We start from the raw sequence: 15,839 nt of genomic DNA on the forward strand, positions 1-15,839 counted from the left end.
TCTCTACAGAAGGGTTAGGGGGTGGCATGAACACAGCGCCTATGCTTTAACAGTAACACATCTGCTTTAAGGATAAGGGGCAGAGCTTGTCAAAACAAGAGCAAACCCACTACGCAAGCAGCTCTTTCTTTCTCTTTCCTATCAAGCCTTCCAGTATAAAACCAAACAGAATCACTGCAACACAGCCTATTACATTGAACCACAGAAAAGCAATATCAGTGAAGTAGTGGCAGTAAAGCACCACAGCTTCAGCAAGTATGGCTGCGAAGAATACAGCATTGCCTTTGATCCGCTTAAAGTAAAAAGCCACGAGAAAAATACCGAGGATTGTGCCGTAGAAGATAGACCCTATGATGTTGACTGCCTGAATCAGGTTATCGAGCAGGGAGGCATAGGTGGCAAAAAGTATGGCTATAAAGCCCCAGCCTGCTGTCAAAAGCTTGGAGGCTCTGAGGTAGTGTATCGGGCTGCCATCTTGCTTTACGGAGCGTTTGTAAATATCTACCACAGTCGTTGAGGCCAGTGCATTAAGCTCTGATGCCGTTGAGGACATAGCAGCAGAGAAAATCACTGCCAGCAGCAATCCCACTAACCCTGTCGGTAGGTACTTCATCACGAAGGAGATGAAAACGTAGTCTGTATCTCTGGTCTCTGCCTTTGGTACAGCTTTCTTGATCACACTTTTTACCTGCTCCCTCACCTCGTTTCCGGCAGAAGTATAGCTTGCCACCTCGGCCTGAGCGGCAGCAATGGCTGCTTCGTCCTCAGCTTTAAGCGCCACTACCAGCTCCTGTACAGCCTCCTGCTTCTGCTCAAACACCTGGCTGTACTGTGCCTCCAGCCCGCGCAACTCATCGGCGTGGGCAGTAGCGTATACTTTGCTTTTGGCTGCCTCATTGAAGAATACGGGTGGCTGGTTAAACTGGTAAAACACGAACACCATCACCCCGATAAACAGGATCAGGAACTGCATTGGTATCTTCAGAAGGCCATTAAATAACAGCCCCAGGCGGCTCTCCCCTATCGACTTTCCGCCTAAATAGCGCGCTACCTGGCTCTGATCCGTACCAAAGTATGACAGCGCCAGAAACAGCCCGCCTGTGATGCCAGACCAGAAGTTGTAGCGGTCATCCCAGCTTTTTTCCCAATCCCAGTTAAAATCCACGACATTCATCCTGCCCATTTTACCGGCTACGGCCACGGCATCGCCAAAGCCCACGTTCTCTGGCAAGAAGTTTACCACCATGATTCCTGCAATGATCATCCCACCCATCATAACCGCCATCTGCTGCTTCTGCGTCACACTAACGGCTTTGGTGCCACCTGAGACAGTATAAATGATCACCAGTATACCGATGATAAGGTTGGTTGCTGTAAGGCTCCAGCCAAGTATAGTGGAAAGTATAATGGCGGGTGCATAAATGGTTATACCCGCTGCCAATCCGCGCTGCACCAGAAAAAGAAAAGCTGCCAGTGAACGGGTCTTCAGGTCGAAGCGGTTCTCCAGGAACTCATAGGCAGTAAATACATTAAGGCGGTAAAAAATTGGGATAACTGTAATGGAGATGATCACCATGGCAATAGGCAACCCGAAGTAAAACTGCACGAAGCGCATTCCGTCTTCATACGCCTGCCCTGGCGTAGACAGGAATGTAATCGCACTGGCCTGCGTCGCCATCACAGATAAGCCAATGGACCACCACTTCATGCTGTTGTCGCCCTTTAGGTAGCCTTGTATGTCTTTGCTGCCGCGCGTCTTCCAGACACCGTAGGTCACGATAAACCCTAGTGTGCCTATTAGCACAACCCAGTCGAGTGGCCTCATGCGTAAATTTTTGTGATGATGTAGAACAGAATAATCAGAAAAGCCAGGTTACCCAGCACCAGCCAGTACATACCAGCCCAGCTGCTAAAAAAAGGCGGTTTCTCAATTAGTGTTTCTGTATCTACAGGGTGATTGTCTTTCATAGTTGTACGTTCCGGTAAAAGGCTCTTCGACAAAAGAAGGATAATCTATACTACCTTTTGTCAGAAAGCTACTTCACTGCACTTTGTGCTTTGCCACTTGCGGCACCTTCTGCTTTTCCCAATGAAATGAGGTTGGCAAACAAACGGTAAGCACCTGGTACGCCTGCCGGTAACTCCCTGAACCAGGAGTAGCCTGTATAGATGTAGTAGCCCTCACCATACTTGGCTACCAGCAATCCGCCATCGCGGGCTGGCTCACCAGGGTCATTAGACGAAAGTATAGGCGTAAATTCTTCGCTCCACTTGTTAGGGAAGTACAAGCCTCGCTCCTGCACCCATCCTTCAAAATCTCTCTTCGTGATTTTGTTGGGCGTATTAAGCACTGGATGGTTTGGGGCTAGCAGGCGTACTTCGGCGTCCTCTACGGCGACACGATCACGGCTGAGTTGCAGTGGATAGGGTGCAACGTTTGGCACCACCAGGCTGTGGTTCGTGTTGTACTGCACAATCAGGTTGCCTCCCTGCTTCACGTAGTCGAGCAACACCGGCTGGTAGAAGCGCATCCGGTCTACAGTGTTGTAGGCACGCACCCCAAGTATAACTGCATCAAACTGCTGCAAGTAGCTTAGGCGCATGTTCTCATCTTTCAGCAAGGTGACGTTGTAGCCGATTTGCTCCAGGCTAGCAGGAATATCGTCACCTGCTCCCATCAGGTACGCCACTTTCTCTCCCTGCTTCTGCAAGTCCAGCTTAACGATTTTTGCCGTCGCCTCCGGAAATGTTACTTGTGCAGGAATATGGCTGTAGTTGATCTCACTTAATCCCTGGGAATAAGTTTTACCGCCCACAGTGGCGATAGCCTGCAACTGTGCCTCCTGCTGTTTCTTTGGCGGATAAACCATGAAACGTATGCTTTGCTCAGCACCTTTAGATGCTAATTCAAAAGGCGCTGCCGCTGGCTCAGAACGCCAGCCTTTTGGCATGGCCAGTTTCAGCTCACCTTTGATATTGTCTTTACCCGCTTTCACCAGTACCTGCACCTGCTTCGGCTCGCCATTTGCAAACATCAGTACCTGTTGGCGCAAGTTGACAAACACTGGTGGCGTTACTATAAATGGCCGATACACCTCTCCCTCTACTGGGTCAGTTCTTTTATAAACTACTGGCACTTGCACCTGCAGCAGCTCGCCAGCTACCTGTAAGCTAAAAGTAGCCTGTGCGGCAGGCGCATTTTCCGGCAGCCCAACTTCCTGTAACGCTTTAACCGCGAACATGCCCAGCGTACCTTGTTCGCGTAGCCAGTAAGGCTGTGAGTATGGCAAGCCTTGTGGTACAGTTTTGCTGCTGCTATACTTCAGCGGGTCGTTATTCTTCAGGTTATAATCAAGGGTAGTATCCGAGGAGGCAAAACTGTACTGTATACGCTTTAGAGTAACAGGTGTCGAGGAACGGTTGATAGCCTCTACTTGCAGCGTTACAGGCTGGCCCGGAGCAACAGCATAATCGCTGGCTGTAACCTCCAGGTAGAGCCCCATACTCTCTTGTAGCACATCCTGTATTTCCTCCAGCTTTACCCGCTTCCAATAGCTATCAGGCAACTTTTCCAGTTCCTTTCTGGCTGCAATAAGCGTTGGCACTATAGCTGCCGGTACTGTTGGCTTGAAGTTATTGATAGCCTGTTGAATCAGCTGCTGTACTTTTTCGCTGCCCTTTACACGGCTCCAGCTTGTATTAACACCTTCAAAGAGTTCCTGCTGCGCCTTGTCGCCTGATGTATGCTGCAGGTATTCTATACTTGTGCCACGGGAGCCACTTGCGCCAAATCCCTGGCTTTTGTGCATACTGCGGCTTTCTGCGGCTACTTCTCCATAAGACTTCCCTAACAAGGGGTTATACCCACCAACATCTATTTTTAGCAGCTCTTTTCCATACTTTTCAAACTCCTCCTGGCTTGTGAACGACCAAACGCCAGTGTTCCAGAGCAGGCGCTTTGGCTGCCATACTTCCACATGCTTTAACTGCTCCGGAAAACGCTTCGGGTCTGCGGCAGCCTTAAAAGCCTCCGCAGCAAGTATAGCTGAGGCACTGTGGTGCCCATGACCCGCCCGCTCATCAGGAGGAAAACGAGTGATCATTACATCAGGCCTAAACTTACGGATTGTCCAAACCATATCTGCCAGCACCTGCTCACGGTCCCAGATCGTAAAGGTTTCCGCTGGGGTCTTAGAGTAGCCAAAGTCGTTGGCGCGGGTAAAAAACTGCTGTCCACCATCCCTACGGCGCGCCTGCAGTAACTCCTGTGTCCGAATAATGCCTAAGCCTTCCCGAATCTCAGGGCCTATCAGGTTTTGACCGCCATCGCCACGCGTTATAGCCAGATAACCGGTATTGTAAAGTTTTTCGTTTGCCAGATAGGCGATCAGGCGGGTATTCTCATCATCAGGGTGCGCCGCAACATAGAGCGCAGAGCCCAGCACATTTAGCTTTTGCAGGTCTTGCAGCACCTTAGCTGCCGAGGCTTTCTGCGGCATTTGTGCCAGCAAAGCCCCTGCGCAATGCATCAGGCCCAGTGCTAATAACATCGAGTGAAGGAGACGTGTACGGATCTTCATAGTATCAGAAAACAGGCAGTGCGCCCGCGATATGTGTTGACAATGTATGCGCCCTGTAAAACTAAGCATTTCTGCGGATGGATAACATGCCTTTTACCTCCTTTCTGACATAGACACCAAACCTAAGGTTAAACAACAGTTTCAAGCATTTATACTTCATTTTTAAGCTGGAAGCGCTAATTTTGTTGATAAGGGGCTCTTTAAGAGTTTTCCACCAAAATTCTTAAAAAAGTATAGGATAAGAGTTAGATTTATACTATGTTCGTTTAAGCTTAACAGCTACTACTTTTTCTCTTACCGCTTACTAGTACAGATAACTTTAGCATAACAGTAACGTAAAACACTGCGCTTACGATATAGCGTGTTGCATACTTCTACCCCCTCTATGCGATAGACAAATATGCCCAACCAAAGAGAAAGTAACATCAACGACTTTGCATTCGACTACTTATGCAGCCATTACATCACCCGTTTTGGCACAAAAAAAGTATTGGTAGATAAAGAAGAGCGAACAAAACAGGGGCATATAACACAGGGGCTATTCTCGCTAAAAAAACATGACGACACGCTTTTTGTTGCTGCTTTACACACAGCCCACTCCCCTCAGATCACCAAAGCACTTACAAGATTTAAAAAGAACGGTTTAAGCAGGCTTCGCTTTGTTTCGGCACTGTTGGTACTTGCGGCCGTCTCTGTAGCGGGTTGGCTCATCTTAAAGAGTATAACCTACGCCTTAACAGCCGCTGTAGCGCTGGCTGTGCTTACTTTTGCGCTGCACTCGGTGCTTGAGAAGAGATATCATACACAAAAGATTACCCGCCTGCTGGACGAGCTAAAGAAAACACCTGCCGATGAGCAATGGTTGGGTCTCTCGGTAAGCAGCCTTGTTTTTCGCCATAATTACCTGGCAAAGCACCTGTTAGCATTGTGCGAACGCCGTGGTATTGGGCTAATTACTGTCGGGCAGCGTGCTAAAATAGTTCTGCTGAAAGAAGCACAGACATCAGCCTGTCGGCGCGGCGATTTTCTGTCGCATTACCAGTCTGATGAACGCATACGTAAGGCTCTCTTGGGCGACTCTGTACTGCGCGTAGCATAAGCAAAACATATCCTGGCATACCTTTCTACTTATTCAATAATTAGGTTGCAGTGCAACAATAGGGTTGCAGCATTAGTACAAAACCCTACATGCCCCTAATACAGTAACAAACTTGATAGAAAGCTATGACACTAATACTTTTAATTATACTCGCCATCATTATCATAATCGGGGTAATCTGGTTTAATTCTAAAACCCCAAAGCGGTAACGAGTACCTTTCTAGATGAACATTCGGTACATCCTTGACTTTTTGCAAGGACTACAGCAGCACAACAGCAAGCAGTGGATGGATGTGCACCGGGAGGAATACCTGCAGGCAAAGGCTTACTTTGTAGAGTTAGTGGAATACCTGATTTCACAACTACAACAGTTCGACGCATCGCTTCATGGGGTAACGGCGCAGGAGTGTATCTTCAGGATCAACAAGAATGATTTTTCCAAAAAGGGAGAAGTACCATACAAACGCCATTTTGGCGCAGGCATATCGCCAGCAGGTCGACACTCCCCTTTTGCCAATTATGTACTGATGCTGGAGCCTGGAGGACAATCGAGAATAGGTGGCGGTATACGTAAACCTGGCAGTAAGCAACTCGAGCTGATACGGCAGGAAATTGACTATAACCCTGGCCAACTACAGCAAATACTGGATGCACCCGCGCTTAAGTCTACCTTTGCTGGGCTGCGCGGCGAGCAAACCAGAAACGCACCTAAAGGCTACGATAAGTCGCACCCAGAGCTCGAGCTAATCAAGTATAAAGGATACCAGGTGCTTCACTTTTTTAGTGATGAAGAAGTAACTGAACCTGGCTTCATAGAGCGTGTGCCCTCCATGTTACGGCAGGTAAAACCGCTCCACGATTTTCTAAACAACGCCATAACTGAACTATCGTGAAACATACGTTACCCTTTATTGCAAGCCTGCTGCTTGTTGTAGCTATCGTTATGTCCTGCCGCCAGGAGCCAAAACGGATGCCAGATACATTGCCAGATGTGTACGGCTACGTCACCGATATCAAACGCACTGCTAACAACGGCAGCGGTGCCATGGCTGTCGTGGCTATTAAGGCTTTGGAGGGGGTAGAAGCAAATTATGATGATGCCAGCGTCAAGATTGATGAGCATACGCTATTGGAGGACCAAACTGGAGAGCCGCTAACATTAGCGGAGCTACGCGAAGGGCATGAGATTCAGGCTTGGTTTGATGGAGATGTGCTGGCAAGTAAGCCTGTACAAGGTCGCGCTAAAGCAGTACGCATCAAAAGGTAGCCCACCCTATCAAACAAATTGTTCCCTCCAAAAAGTATCACTCTAGCAATATAGTATAAAAATATATTCACTAAGCGTCAGCCTTCTGTTACTAAAGGTCGTAAAAGGATGCTTGTCGGGAAGTTGCCACAGGGCTACCACCGCATACCTAGCACCTCACCTTTACTACATGGAGCATCTACCTTACATTGACTTTGAGGAAAAAGTGGCGGCCTGGCCCGCACCAATTGAACTAACGCACCTGGAGGGAGACGTTTTTGTAACAATAAAATCACACCAAACCTACATAGAAGCAAAGTGGAGTGGTCATATCACTTCTTGTGATATCATCACTGCTTCCAGAGTATACCTCTCACTTATGCAGACGCACGATTGCCCGGACAAGTTACTGAACGATAAAACAGATGTAACCGGCGACTGGTCTGATGCCAACGACTGGATGGAGTTTGAATGGCTCCCACAGGCTGTTTTTGCTGGTTTACGTTTTATGGCTCATGTTTACTCAAGCAACATGTTTAGCCGTCTCTCTGCCAGAGACCTATACTTAAGGGTAACACCACGTCTGCAGATGCAAAACTTCAACAACCGCGAAGAAGGCCTGCACTGGCTGCTTACCTGCCTACCCTCTGAGCAGGAAGAAGAGGTTAGATAGGAGCTTGAAGCCCCGATTGCTTTATTCTGCAATCGGAGCTTCCACTGTAATTTCCACCGTATCTAACATTACATCCATTACTGGCTCCTCATAAGCTGGGGAAAGTGGCTGTAGAGCAACTACTTTTGTTTGTTGCGGAACTCTGTATGTTTCTTGTACAGCGAAACCAAAACCAAACATTGATGCGGCGAGAACGATTAAAATTTTCATAGTTTTAAAATTTAGTTGTTTTACTTCCTTTTGTTATCACAAATCTACTATAAGGTACTATGTAATACAAAGTACTGTTACAGTATAAGCTACTATATTATACCAACACCCCTCATCTGTCCGCGAAACAGCTTAAGAGCTGGACGAACATGATTAAACTTTTAAAGCATTTTTCAGGCTTTTAATAAGATTTGAGATCACAAATTGGAAGAGACGACTTTTTGCAAGATGAAGATCAGCAAAGGGGCTATAGTAGGCTGAAAAAACAGTAACTTTGGCCCCACTTTTTACTTATGCACAACTCTACAAATCCTATTCAAGAAGAGGAGGCGCGTGACACAAGCGGGTTCAAGCGCGAGATTACCCTCTACGACGCCATCATGATCGTGACAGGCGGCATGATTGGCTCTGGTATATTCATTGTAACTGCTGATATTTCCCAGGCCGTTGTAAGTCCCGGCTACATGCTTTTAGTATGGCTTATCTCTGGTTTCCTCACCATGGTAGGGGCTGCAAGCTATGGCGAGCTGTCCTCTATGTTTCCAAAGGTGGGCGGGCAGTACGTTTACCTGAAGGAGGCATACAATAAAATGGTTGCCTTCCTGTATGGGTGGACACTGTTTCTGGTGATACAAACTGGTGTCATAGCGGCCGTAGGAGTAGCTTTTGCTCGTTTTACAGGTGTACTGATTCCCTGGTTCAGTGAAGACAATGTGCTGCTGCGAATAGGCAGTTTCAACTTCTCGTCTGTGCAGCTTCTTACCATAATCAGCATTATCTTTCTTACCTACATTAATTCCAGAGGAGTTAAAAGTGGAAAGATGATCCAAAACATCTTTGGAAGCACCAAGCTGATAGCACTCTTTGGTTTGATACTTTTCGGCCTGCTGATGGGGGTAAACGATACAGCGGTTGAGGCAAACTTCTCTGACTTTTGGGGACCAAGTGGCGCTAGCACAGCTCTACCAACAGGCATGGCGCTGGTCTCGGCACTAGGCATAGCGATGGTGGGTGCTTTGTTCTCTGCCGACTCCTGGAATAACATAGGCTTTTCAGGAGATGAGATCGTAAACCCGAAACGTACCATTGTATTAAGTATGGTGATCGGCACAGCTATCGTAATGGGAATTTACCTGCTCATTAACCTGGTGTACCTGCTGGTGCTGCCTATGCACGGCTCTCCGGATGCCACCACTGTACTAGGGCAAGGCATCACGTATGCCGATAATGCACGCGTGGCTGCCGCAGCTGCAGAAGTGATTGGAGGATACAAAGCGACTGTAGCCATCGCTATACTCATCATGATATCCACATTCAGCTGTAATAACGGAGCCATACTTTCCGGAGCTCGCGTATACTACGCCATTGCAAAAGATGGTCTGTTTTTCGAGAAAATGGGCCGCCTGAACAAGAATGGCGTACCTGCAGCAGCACTTTGGCTACAGTGCATCTGGGCTTGTCTTTTGTGCCTTTCCGGCACCTTTAATGACCTGTTGGATTATGTGGTCTTCGCTGTTATGTTGTTCTACATACTGACAATAGTTGGCATATTTGTGCTGCGAAAAAAACGTCCGGAGCTACCCAGGCCATACAAAGCTTTTGGCTACCCCGTGCTGCCAGCACTTTATGTACTTATTTCCTCTGCCATCTGTATCATCCTGCTAATTGATAAGCCAAAGTTCACCTGGCCAGGCCTGATTATCGTGGCACTTGGTATACCGGTTTATTACCTCTTTGGTAACAGGTTCAGGAAGATTAAAGCTTAGTTTATACTTAACCGATATCAGAGCCTACAGCCAATGCTGTAGGCTTTTTATTTGCTCATTAGCATTGGCTTTGGCTTAATCAAAATATTGCAAAACGCATATCTGCTGCTCACGTAGTACATCTGTAAATACAGCTAAGGACTTATATGAGTACAAAAGATGCTATACCACCAGGCTGGAGCTATAACCCGGCCTCTTGGCCACAACGCCTGCCAATTGTAATTGCCGCTTTAGTAGGAATGGGCATTGCCACTTACCTGGCCTTATTTCAGCTAAAAGTAATCGATACTGTTTGGGAGCCGTTCTTTGGTGACGGAAGCCGCAAGATTCTCACCTCCAAAACCTCTCAGATCCTGCCTATACCCGACGCAGCACTAGGCGCTATAGGATACGTGGCAGATGCACTTGGCGGCATAATTGGTGGTGTACGCAGGTGGCGCACCATGCCTTGGATTGTGATTGCCTTTGGCTTGGCTGTAGGTCCATTGGGTTTTGTAAGCGTCCTGTTGGTAGTACTGCAACCAGTACTGTACGATGCCTGGTGCACCCTTTGCTTAAGCACAGCACTCATTTCTGTAGTGATGATAGGCCCTGCCATGGACGAGATGCTGGCTAGCCTGCAATACATGAAGCGTGTAAAAGAGGCTAATGTGTCGCTTTGGAAAGCATTCTGGGGCTACAAAGAAGTTCAGGGTAGAGTAATTTAAGCAGGAGCTATGTGGGCACAAATCATAAACGCAATACTAGGCATCTGGCTTATGGCCTCCTCTGCCATACTTGGCTACGCCGATTCTAAAACTATAACCGATAACGAGCACATCATAGGGCCAGTTATTGCAAGCTTTGCCATCATATCGTGGTGGGAGGCGACACGCGTTGTTCGCTTGTACAACGTACCACTAGGGCTCTGGCTGCTAGTGGCTCCATGGGTGCTAGGTTTTGATAACACTACAGCCACTATCAATAGCATGCTGGTAGGTGCAGTTGTAACAGGTTTAAGCTTTGTAAAAGGAAAGATAGAGGAAACCCACGGCGGAGGGTGGATTGCTGTAGTGAAGTCAGACACGCTGCACGCGCGCCAAGCGGCTAAGCAGCCGAGAACAGACCTGGAGTAGAAATTACAGAGCAGGAAGGCTCTTTAAGCCACGACATGATGCTGCGTGAGGGAAACCGGGAAGCATTCACTGCACGCATGAACACTATGGACCCCGACCATCTAAACAAGCCAGCGAACATACAGGCACCTGCACTTTGTTCCTCTATCGAGGAACAAAGTGCAGGATGCAATACAGCTTCTAAACAATGGACATTAGCCTCAAGTAAGCTGTTCTAAAGGTAAATGCGTTATACTTAACATTCTGCTGTTCTCTTTCTCTAAAAACAACTACCTTTCTCATCGTACATAGTTACCATGAGCAAAGTATACCTGATAAGTGGACTGGGGGCAGATTGGCGCATGTTTCAGTTTCTGAAACTGCCAGAGTACATACCTTATGAGCATGTGGAATGGATTGCGCCGCTTTACCGCCATGAGCCACTTCATGAATATGCACAGCGCCTGAAAGCGTATATCAATGATCCGGAGCCTGTACTTGTAGGCTTATCTTTTGGAGGTGTGGTGGCCATTGAGTTGGCAAAATTGCTGCGTCCTTGCAAGACAATCATTATCTCCAGCCTAGCCAATCGGTACGATCTGCCAACATATTACCGCATACTTGGCAGTACCAAATTGCACCACTGGATGCCGTTCCGCCTGATGCAGGGCATGTATCCCCTAGCTCCTTTCTTCTTTGGCGCACATACCAAAGCTGAGCGAAAGGTTCTAAAGCAAGCTTTTTTCGAGATTGATGAACAGTTCCTTCGGTGGGCCTTGGAGCAGATGCTGGCATGGCCACAGGAGAAAGTGTTGCCAGGTTTAGTACAGATACACGGCACCCGCGATCTGGTCCTCCCGCTCCGCGACCGCTCTGATATCCTCAAAATACAGGGTGGGGAGCATCTCATGATTATGCACCAGGCCGACAAAATAAGTGCTATCTTAGCTTCGATTTTAGAAGAAACATGGACAAAAGCAGATACATCGTTACCACCACTAAGGGGCAACAGGTAGACCTAACGCAAGCGCAAATTTTACGCAGCAACAACCTCTACCCTTTTGGACAGCACAATTACGCTATTTACGAAACACCTGAGGGTATTTTTATAAAGGCCATGAATAGCGGCGAGCGTGAGATCATGCTTACGCATTATGAGCAGATAGATGAAGCCACTGCTCGTAACTACAAGCACCCATACTTCAGAACAGACGATTGATTTATGCAACTCAGCTTCTGGGAACAGGAAACATACTTTAAGAACATAGATGTACTGATTGTAGGCAGCGGCATTGTAGGGCTGAACGCTGCCCTGCACCTAAAAAAGCAACAGCCACAGCTAAAGGTGTTGGTGGCGGAGCGGGGCTTACTGCCTACCGGTGCTAGCTCCAAAAACGCTGGGTTTGCCTGCTTCGGCAGCCCCTCAGAGATGCTGGACGACCTGCAGCACCACTCTGAGGATGAAGTGTTCGGCTTAGTAGAGCGTCGTTGGAAAGGTCTCAAGCGCCTGCGCCAGAATCTTGGTGATACTGCCATAGATTATCACCGCTGGGGTGGCTATGAGCTGTTTGAGCCGCAGCAGCAAGCGTTGTACCAGTCCTGCCTGGAGCAGTTGCCTTACCTGAACAAGCAGTTGCAAAGTATAGTTGGCCAAGCGGAGGTATTTCAATCTGCAGATGAAAAAATAAGCCAGTTTGGCTTTAAAGGAGTACAGCACCTGCTGCTGAGTACTGCCGAGGGCCAAATAGATACTGGCAAGATGATTCTGGCGCTCACGCAGAAAGTACAGGCAATGGGCGTGCTGGTGCTGAACGGCCTGGAGATGCAATCGCTGGAGGAGGATGAGCAAGGTATAACGGCCGTTACGGCTCAAGGCCTGAACCTGAGGGCCAGAGCCGCTCTGGTGGCTACTAATGGTTTTGCCCAAAAGCTTCTTCCTACGCTACAGGTACAGCCCGCACGCGCGCAGGTGCTCATCACTAAACCTATTGAACACCTTAAGCTAAAAGGCACCTTCCACTACGACAGAGGTTATTATTACTTCCGTAACATCGGAAACAGAGTGCTGTTCGGTGGCGGCCGGAACCTGGCCATAGAAACCGAAACCACGACTGAACTTGGCTTAACAGAGCTGATACAAGAAAGGCTGGATAACTTGTTGCACGAAGTTATACTTCCAGGTACACCATTCGAAGTAGAGCACCGTTGGAGTGGCATTATGGGTATGGGTGTCGGTAATGCCAAAACTACCCTAGTACAGCGTGTGTCGGAGCGGATTAGCTGCGCCGTACGCCTTGGTGGTATGGGTATTGCCATCGGCTCTTTGGTAGGTGAAGAAGGAGCTGAGCTGGTACTGCAGCAGGTGTAGCAAATGAAGTAGCTAATTAAAACCAGACACTGTAACTATAGTGAGATTCTTAAAAGGGCTCCATGAGTCACCGAGAGCTGTCCTGTTTCTTATATGGGTATTGGTTACAGTCATCAACATCAATAAGGCCTTTCATATTGATGATACTTTTCACCTCGAGGTAGCCCAGTGGATTCAAAATAACCCAATGCAGCCAATGTCAGGTCGTGTCAATTGGGAAAACACTAGCCAGCCAATTTACTATTTTAACCAACCACCTCTATACTTCTATTTTATAGCTGCAGCAGGTAGTGCCTTTGGCTATTCGGAAGTCCCGTTACACCTATTTCAGTCTCTTTTTTCCTTACTAAGCATAATTTACTTCTATAAGCTGCTATGCCTCTTTCATAGGAATTTTGCTTTGCTAGGGACTTCGTTCCTCGCATTGGGACCTGCCTTTATAGTTAACCAGAACTTGATGGTAGATGTCCCTGTACTTAGTGTGTCTATTATCTTTATCTATTTACTTATAAAGTATGACGAGGTACACCTAAAGAGGGACATCTACTTTGCAGCTCTAATCCTTAGTATAGGCTTACTCTTCAAATACTCACTACTACCCCTCTTTCCTATACTTGTATACTCAGTTTGGCAAAAGAAAAGGCTCGATTTAACACCAGCCATTTTAGTGCCACTACTTTTCCTCATGGCCTGGACAACTTTAAACTACCTAGAGTTTGGAAGCTCCCATATGGGTGGTAGACATAGAAATGAAATCTCTTCAAAACTATTATTTGATAACTCTATTGCCTTTCTGCTTACTCTAGGTGCAGTGGTTCCTTTCTCTATCGTTTTCATTCAAAGCTGGTTTAAAGCAAGAAGAAGGCAAGCAATAGTTGTTAGTTGTTTTTGCTTGTTAATTGTTGTTTCTGCATATGTACATGTTTACGGCTTCCAAATAAGATCTTTCCCACATACTATATTTTGGCTTGCTTTCCTGGCTAATGGACTTGTGCTCATTGTACTTTCCTTCGTAGGTGCACTTGAAGCTCTACTCCTACCCAAAGCTAGGATAGTAGCACTATGGGGCATATCCATGGCTGTATTTATTACGCTTTATGCACCGTTTATGGCCACAAGGCATATTCTCTTGATTCTCCCTCCTCTGATAATTCTTTGCGGTTACCTACTCGATCATGCATCTAGAGCAACCGCTACAATATCACTTATTCTAACCTGCTTTTTAGGTCTGACTTTAGGTGTTTCGGATTGGCTTTATGCTGATTTTTATAGAAGGGCATCTAAGGATGCGTTGGTAAGTGTGCCACAGGGAAAAAAAGTGTGGGCAGTCGGTCATTGGGGCTGGCAGTGGTACAGCAAACAAGAAAATATGCACTTTTACGAATACAAGATATCTAATCTTGAGGCAGGAGATTTCCTTATTTCGCCGGAGGTATATCCTAAACAGCAAATTCCAAATGATATTGAACTTGCTAAAGTTGCAAGTATAGTGTACTCTCCAAGTATTTGGAATGCGTTAACAACAGCTCATTTTGCCCGCTTTTATAACTCTTATTCCACAAAACTTCCATGGTACCTCTCCAATGCGCCCGTAGATTCAGTTACTGTGTATAAGGTAGTAAGAACATCTTGTCGGTAGCTCACACACACATCCCCTTAAAAGCAAAAAAGGCAGCCTGTGCAGTACAGGTTGCCTTTTATATGATGCGTCTGGTGTGACTTATGCGGTTGCCCATTTGGCAGCAGTTTGGTGAGACATCGCGTTTATATAACGTTTTTGAGCTTCCTGTTCAGCTCGGTAGAAAGCATTGTACTCTTCCTCTCCCAGCTCTTCACGAAGCGCTATATGGTATAAGGCCATTTCAGGATAATACTTGTACTGTTCCTGTCGCTCTTTTGGACTGCTTCTGTTAAAGTCATAGAAACTTCTCATGGTTGTTTTTCCTGTTAAATATTTGATCTATAATTTGTTAAACAACCTTAACATACTCTTAACATTTAGTTTTAGTTGTTAAGTTTTTTACAGAATCACCATCAGCCGCAGGCACGGTAGCCTTTTAACTAAAAAATATTGCCGCTCCACTTAAGGCATCAGGGTAGCTACCTCAGAAGAAACAAGTTTTCAGTTGCACTGAAATTCTTTTCGGCAACTTTATTAAAACTTATCAGAAAAGCACATCTAATCTTCTGAAGGAACATGGCCTAGCGCTTCAGCTTTAGACTTCATCATAACAAACAAAGCCCGACCACATGGACGGGCTTTGCTGCTCTTTAGATCCTTATCGCGCTTTTTAAAATATGACGATAAACAGGATGAAGAATATAATTAATAATACTACTGTCTGATCTGAGTACTGCTTTAAGTAAAATCCTGTGCATAAGAGCAATTCACGGTCCTCAGGCGGCACATTAGCTGCTAACAGTATGGTGCCGTTGCAGATTTCCAGTAAGCCTTGGCTATACCAAATCAGCTCCTCCCCTGCATTACTTACCCAGCGGTAGCTGTTCGAAAACATGTCAGAAACCAGCGTATACCAGCGACCGGATGCCATGCGCAGGGTGTATCTTCCCCAATCCGGCATACTCACATCCGCTATTAGCTCTCCATTTTCCAGAATATCTACCTCATTTTTAAAGCTGCTGCGCATCTTCAGGAAGTATGAAGTTGTTTCGGAAGTATACAGCGCATCGTTGCTCCAGGTGCCGGTAAAGGTTAACCGGGCTATAGGCGCTAGCGCTGAACCAAACACATAATGCTTGCTAAACAGCTTCGGTTGCTTCCAAGGGATGGTCTCCATTTGGC

Annotated in this window: 17 protein-coding genes; 11 read left to right on the plus strand and 6 right to left on the minus strand. The window is 46.8% G+C overall.

Annotated features, from left to right (window positions below; genetic code table 11):
• Positions 1-109 precede the first annotated feature (109 nt).
• The 3 genes from PKOR_RS01175 to PKOR_RS01180 all read right to left on the minus strand — a co-directional run bounded on the left by PKOR_RS01175 (position 110) and on the right by PKOR_RS01180 (position 4,580).
• Positions 110-1,825, minus strand: coding sequence for a sodium:solute symporter family protein (locus PKOR_RS01175; protein WP_046308710.1), 1,716 nt, complete (start codon positions 1,823-1,825; stop codon positions 110-112).
• Positions 1,822-1,968, minus strand: coding sequence for a hypothetical protein (locus PKOR_RS25170; protein WP_200897408.1), 147 nt, complete (start codon positions 1,966-1,968; stop codon positions 1,822-1,824). Before PKOR_RS25170 ends, PKOR_RS01175 begins: the two co-directional genes overlap by 4 nt.
• Positions 1,969-2,036: 68 nt before the next feature.
• Positions 2,037-4,580 carry a PIG-L family deacetylase gene (locus tag PKOR_RS01180; RefSeq protein WP_052738656.1) on the minus strand — a complete coding sequence of 848 codons (2,544 nt, stop codon included), beginning with the start codon at positions 4,578-4,580 and terminating at the stop codon, positions 2,037-2,039.
• Positions 4,581-4,980: 400 nt separating this feature from the next.
• Between PKOR_RS01180 and PKOR_RS01185 the strand changes: the two genes are divergently transcribed.
• From PKOR_RS01185 to PKOR_RS01200, 4 genes are all read left to right on the plus strand, one after another.
• On the plus strand, positions 4,981-5,679 hold the full coding sequence (locus PKOR_RS01185) for a hypothetical protein (RefSeq protein WP_046308712.1): 699 nt from the start codon (positions 4,981-4,983) through the stop codon (positions 5,677-5,679).
• Positions 5,680-5,903: 224 nt separating this feature from the next.
• Entirely contained in the window at positions 5,904-6,572 is a 669-nt protein-coding gene (locus tag PKOR_RS01190) for a DUF2461 domain-containing protein (protein ID WP_046308713.1), read from the plus strand.
• Positions 6,569-6,946 (plus strand): hypothetical protein, encoded by a 378-nt coding sequence (locus PKOR_RS01195; protein ID WP_052738657.1) that lies wholly within the window; start codon positions 6,569-6,571, stop codon positions 6,944-6,946. The genes PKOR_RS01190 and PKOR_RS01195 overlap by 4 nt, the downstream gene beginning before the upstream one ends.
• 169 nt (positions 6,947-7,115) lie before the next feature.
• Positions 7,116-7,598: a hypothetical protein gene (locus tag PKOR_RS01200; protein WP_148561598.1), complete on the plus strand. Its 483-nt coding sequence runs from the start codon at positions 7,116-7,118 to the stop codon at positions 7,596-7,598.
• 21 nt (positions 7,599-7,619) lie between these two features.
• Here PKOR_RS01200 and PKOR_RS24635 read toward each other — a convergent pair whose 3' ends face one another.
• Positions 7,620-7,808 carry a hypothetical protein gene (locus tag PKOR_RS24635; protein WP_148561599.1) on the minus strand — a complete coding sequence of 63 codons (189 nt, stop codon included), beginning with the start codon at positions 7,806-7,808 and terminating at the stop codon, positions 7,620-7,622.
• A gap of 293 nt (positions 7,809-8,101) precedes the next feature.
• Here PKOR_RS24635 and PKOR_RS01205 point away from each other — a divergent pair, with 293 nt between their 5' ends.
• From PKOR_RS01205 to PKOR_RS01235, 7 genes are all read left to right on the plus strand, one after another.
• Positions 8,102-9,574 (plus strand): APC family permease, encoded by a 1,473-nt coding sequence (locus PKOR_RS01205; protein ID WP_046308715.1) that lies wholly within the window; start codon positions 8,102-8,104, stop codon positions 9,572-9,574.
• 146 nt (positions 9,575-9,720) lie between these two features.
• Positions 9,721-10,281: a vitamin K epoxide reductase family protein gene (locus PKOR_RS01210; RefSeq protein ID WP_046308716.1), complete on the plus strand. Its 561-nt coding sequence runs from the start codon at positions 9,721-9,723 to the stop codon at positions 10,279-10,281.
• A 9-nt stretch (positions 10,282-10,290) separates the two neighbouring features.
• Complete coding sequence (locus tag PKOR_RS01215; RefSeq protein ID WP_046308717.1) at positions 10,291-10,689, plus strand: SPW repeat protein; 399 nt, start codon at positions 10,291-10,293, stop codon at positions 10,687-10,689.
• A 296-nt stretch (positions 10,690-10,985) separates the two neighbouring features.
• Positions 10,986-11,684 (plus strand): alpha/beta hydrolase, encoded by a 699-nt coding sequence (locus PKOR_RS01220; protein ID WP_046308718.1) that lies wholly within the window; start codon positions 10,986-10,988, stop codon positions 11,682-11,684.
• A complete protein-coding gene (locus PKOR_RS01225; RefSeq protein WP_046308719.1) occupies positions 11,636-11,887 on the plus strand; it encodes a hypothetical protein in 252 nt (83 codons plus the stop codon). The genes PKOR_RS01220 and PKOR_RS01225 overlap by 49 nt, the downstream gene beginning before the upstream one ends.
• A 3-nt stretch (positions 11,888-11,890) precedes the next feature.
• Complete coding sequence (locus PKOR_RS01230) at positions 11,891-13,036, plus strand: NAD(P)/FAD-dependent oxidoreductase (protein WP_046308720.1); 1,146 nt, start codon at positions 11,891-11,893, stop codon at positions 13,034-13,036.
• A 196-nt stretch (positions 13,037-13,232) separates the two neighbouring features.
• Positions 13,233-14,675 carry an ArnT family glycosyltransferase gene (locus PKOR_RS01235; RefSeq protein ID WP_235337575.1) on the plus strand — a complete coding sequence of 481 codons (1,443 nt, stop codon included), beginning with the start codon at positions 13,233-13,235 and terminating at the stop codon, positions 14,673-14,675.
• Between the two features lie 81 nt (positions 14,676-14,756).
• Here PKOR_RS01235 and PKOR_RS01240 read toward each other — a convergent pair whose 3' ends face one another.
• Both PKOR_RS01240 and PKOR_RS01245 read right to left on the minus strand, forming a co-directional pair.
• Positions 14,757-14,969 carry a hypothetical protein gene (locus PKOR_RS01240; protein ID WP_046308722.1) on the minus strand — a complete coding sequence of 71 codons (213 nt, stop codon included), beginning with the start codon at positions 14,967-14,969 and terminating at the stop codon, positions 14,757-14,759.
• A 358-nt stretch (positions 14,970-15,327) separates the two neighbouring features.
• Positions 15,328-15,834: a hypothetical protein gene (locus PKOR_RS01245; RefSeq protein WP_046308723.1), complete on the minus strand. Its 507-nt coding sequence runs from the start codon at positions 15,832-15,834 to the stop codon at positions 15,328-15,330.
• Positions 15,835-15,839 lie beyond the last annotated feature (5 nt).

Origin of the sequence: Pontibacter korlensis, from assembly GCF_000973725.1 — a bacterium.
GTDB lineage: Bacteria > Bacteroidota > Bacteroidia > Cytophagales > Hymenobacteraceae > Pontibacter > Pontibacter korlensis.

Bases quoted from the DNA above. Each gene is read 5' to 3' on its own strand.
- PKOR_RS24635 (WP_148561599.1), bottom strand. From the start codon at position 7,808: ATGAAAATTTTAATCGTTCTCGCCGCATCAATGTTTGGTTTTGGTTTC.
- PKOR_RS01205 (WP_046308715.1), top strand. From the start codon at position 8,102: ATGCACAACTCTACAAATCCTATTCAAGAAGAGGAGGCGCGTGACACA.
- PKOR_RS01235 (WP_235337575.1), top strand. From the start codon at position 13,233: ATGTCAGGTCGTGTCAATTGGGAAAACACTAGCCAGCCAATTTACTAT.
- PKOR_RS01175 (WP_046308710.1), bottom strand. From the start codon at position 1,825: ATGAGGCCACTCGACTGGGTTGTGCTAATAGGCACACTAGGGTTTATC.
- PKOR_RS01215 (WP_046308717.1), top strand. From the start codon at position 10,291: ATGTGGGCACAAATCATAAACGCAATACTAGGCATCTGGCTTATGGCC.
- PKOR_RS01190 (WP_046308713.1), top strand. From the start codon at position 5,904: ATGAACATTCGGTACATCCTTGACTTTTTGCAAGGACTACAGCAGCAC.
- PKOR_RS01185 (WP_046308712.1), top strand. From the start codon at position 4,981: ATGCCCAACCAAAGAGAAAGTAACATCAACGACTTTGCATTCGACTAC.
- PKOR_RS01240 (WP_046308722.1), bottom strand. From the start codon at position 14,969: ATGAGAAGTTTCTATGACTTTAACAGAAGCAGTCCAAAAGAGCGACAG.
- PKOR_RS01230 (WP_046308720.1), top strand. From the start codon at position 11,891: ATGCAACTCAGCTTCTGGGAACAGGAAACATACTTTAAGAACATAGAT.
- PKOR_RS01220 (WP_046308718.1), top strand. From the start codon at position 10,986: ATGAGCAAAGTATACCTGATAAGTGGACTGGGGGCAGATTGGCGCATG.
- PKOR_RS01200 (WP_148561598.1), top strand. From the start codon at position 7,116: ATGGAGCATCTACCTTACATTGACTTTGAGGAAAAAGTGGCGGCCTGG.
- PKOR_RS25170 (WP_200897408.1), bottom strand. From the start codon at position 1,968: ATGAAAGACAATCACCCTGTAGATACAGAAACACTAATTGAGAAACCG.
- PKOR_RS01180 (WP_052738656.1), bottom strand. From the start codon at position 4,580: ATGAAGATCCGTACACGTCTCCTTCACTCGATGTTATTAGCACTGGGC.
- PKOR_RS01245 (WP_046308723.1), bottom strand. From the start codon at position 15,834: ATGGAGACCATCCCTTGGAAGCAACCGAAGCTGTTTAGCAAGCATTAT.
- PKOR_RS01225 (WP_046308719.1), top strand. From the start codon at position 11,636: ATGGACAAAAGCAGATACATCGTTACCACCACTAAGGGGCAACAGGTA.
- PKOR_RS01210 (WP_046308716.1), top strand. From the start codon at position 9,721: ATGAGTACAAAAGATGCTATACCACCAGGCTGGAGCTATAACCCGGCC.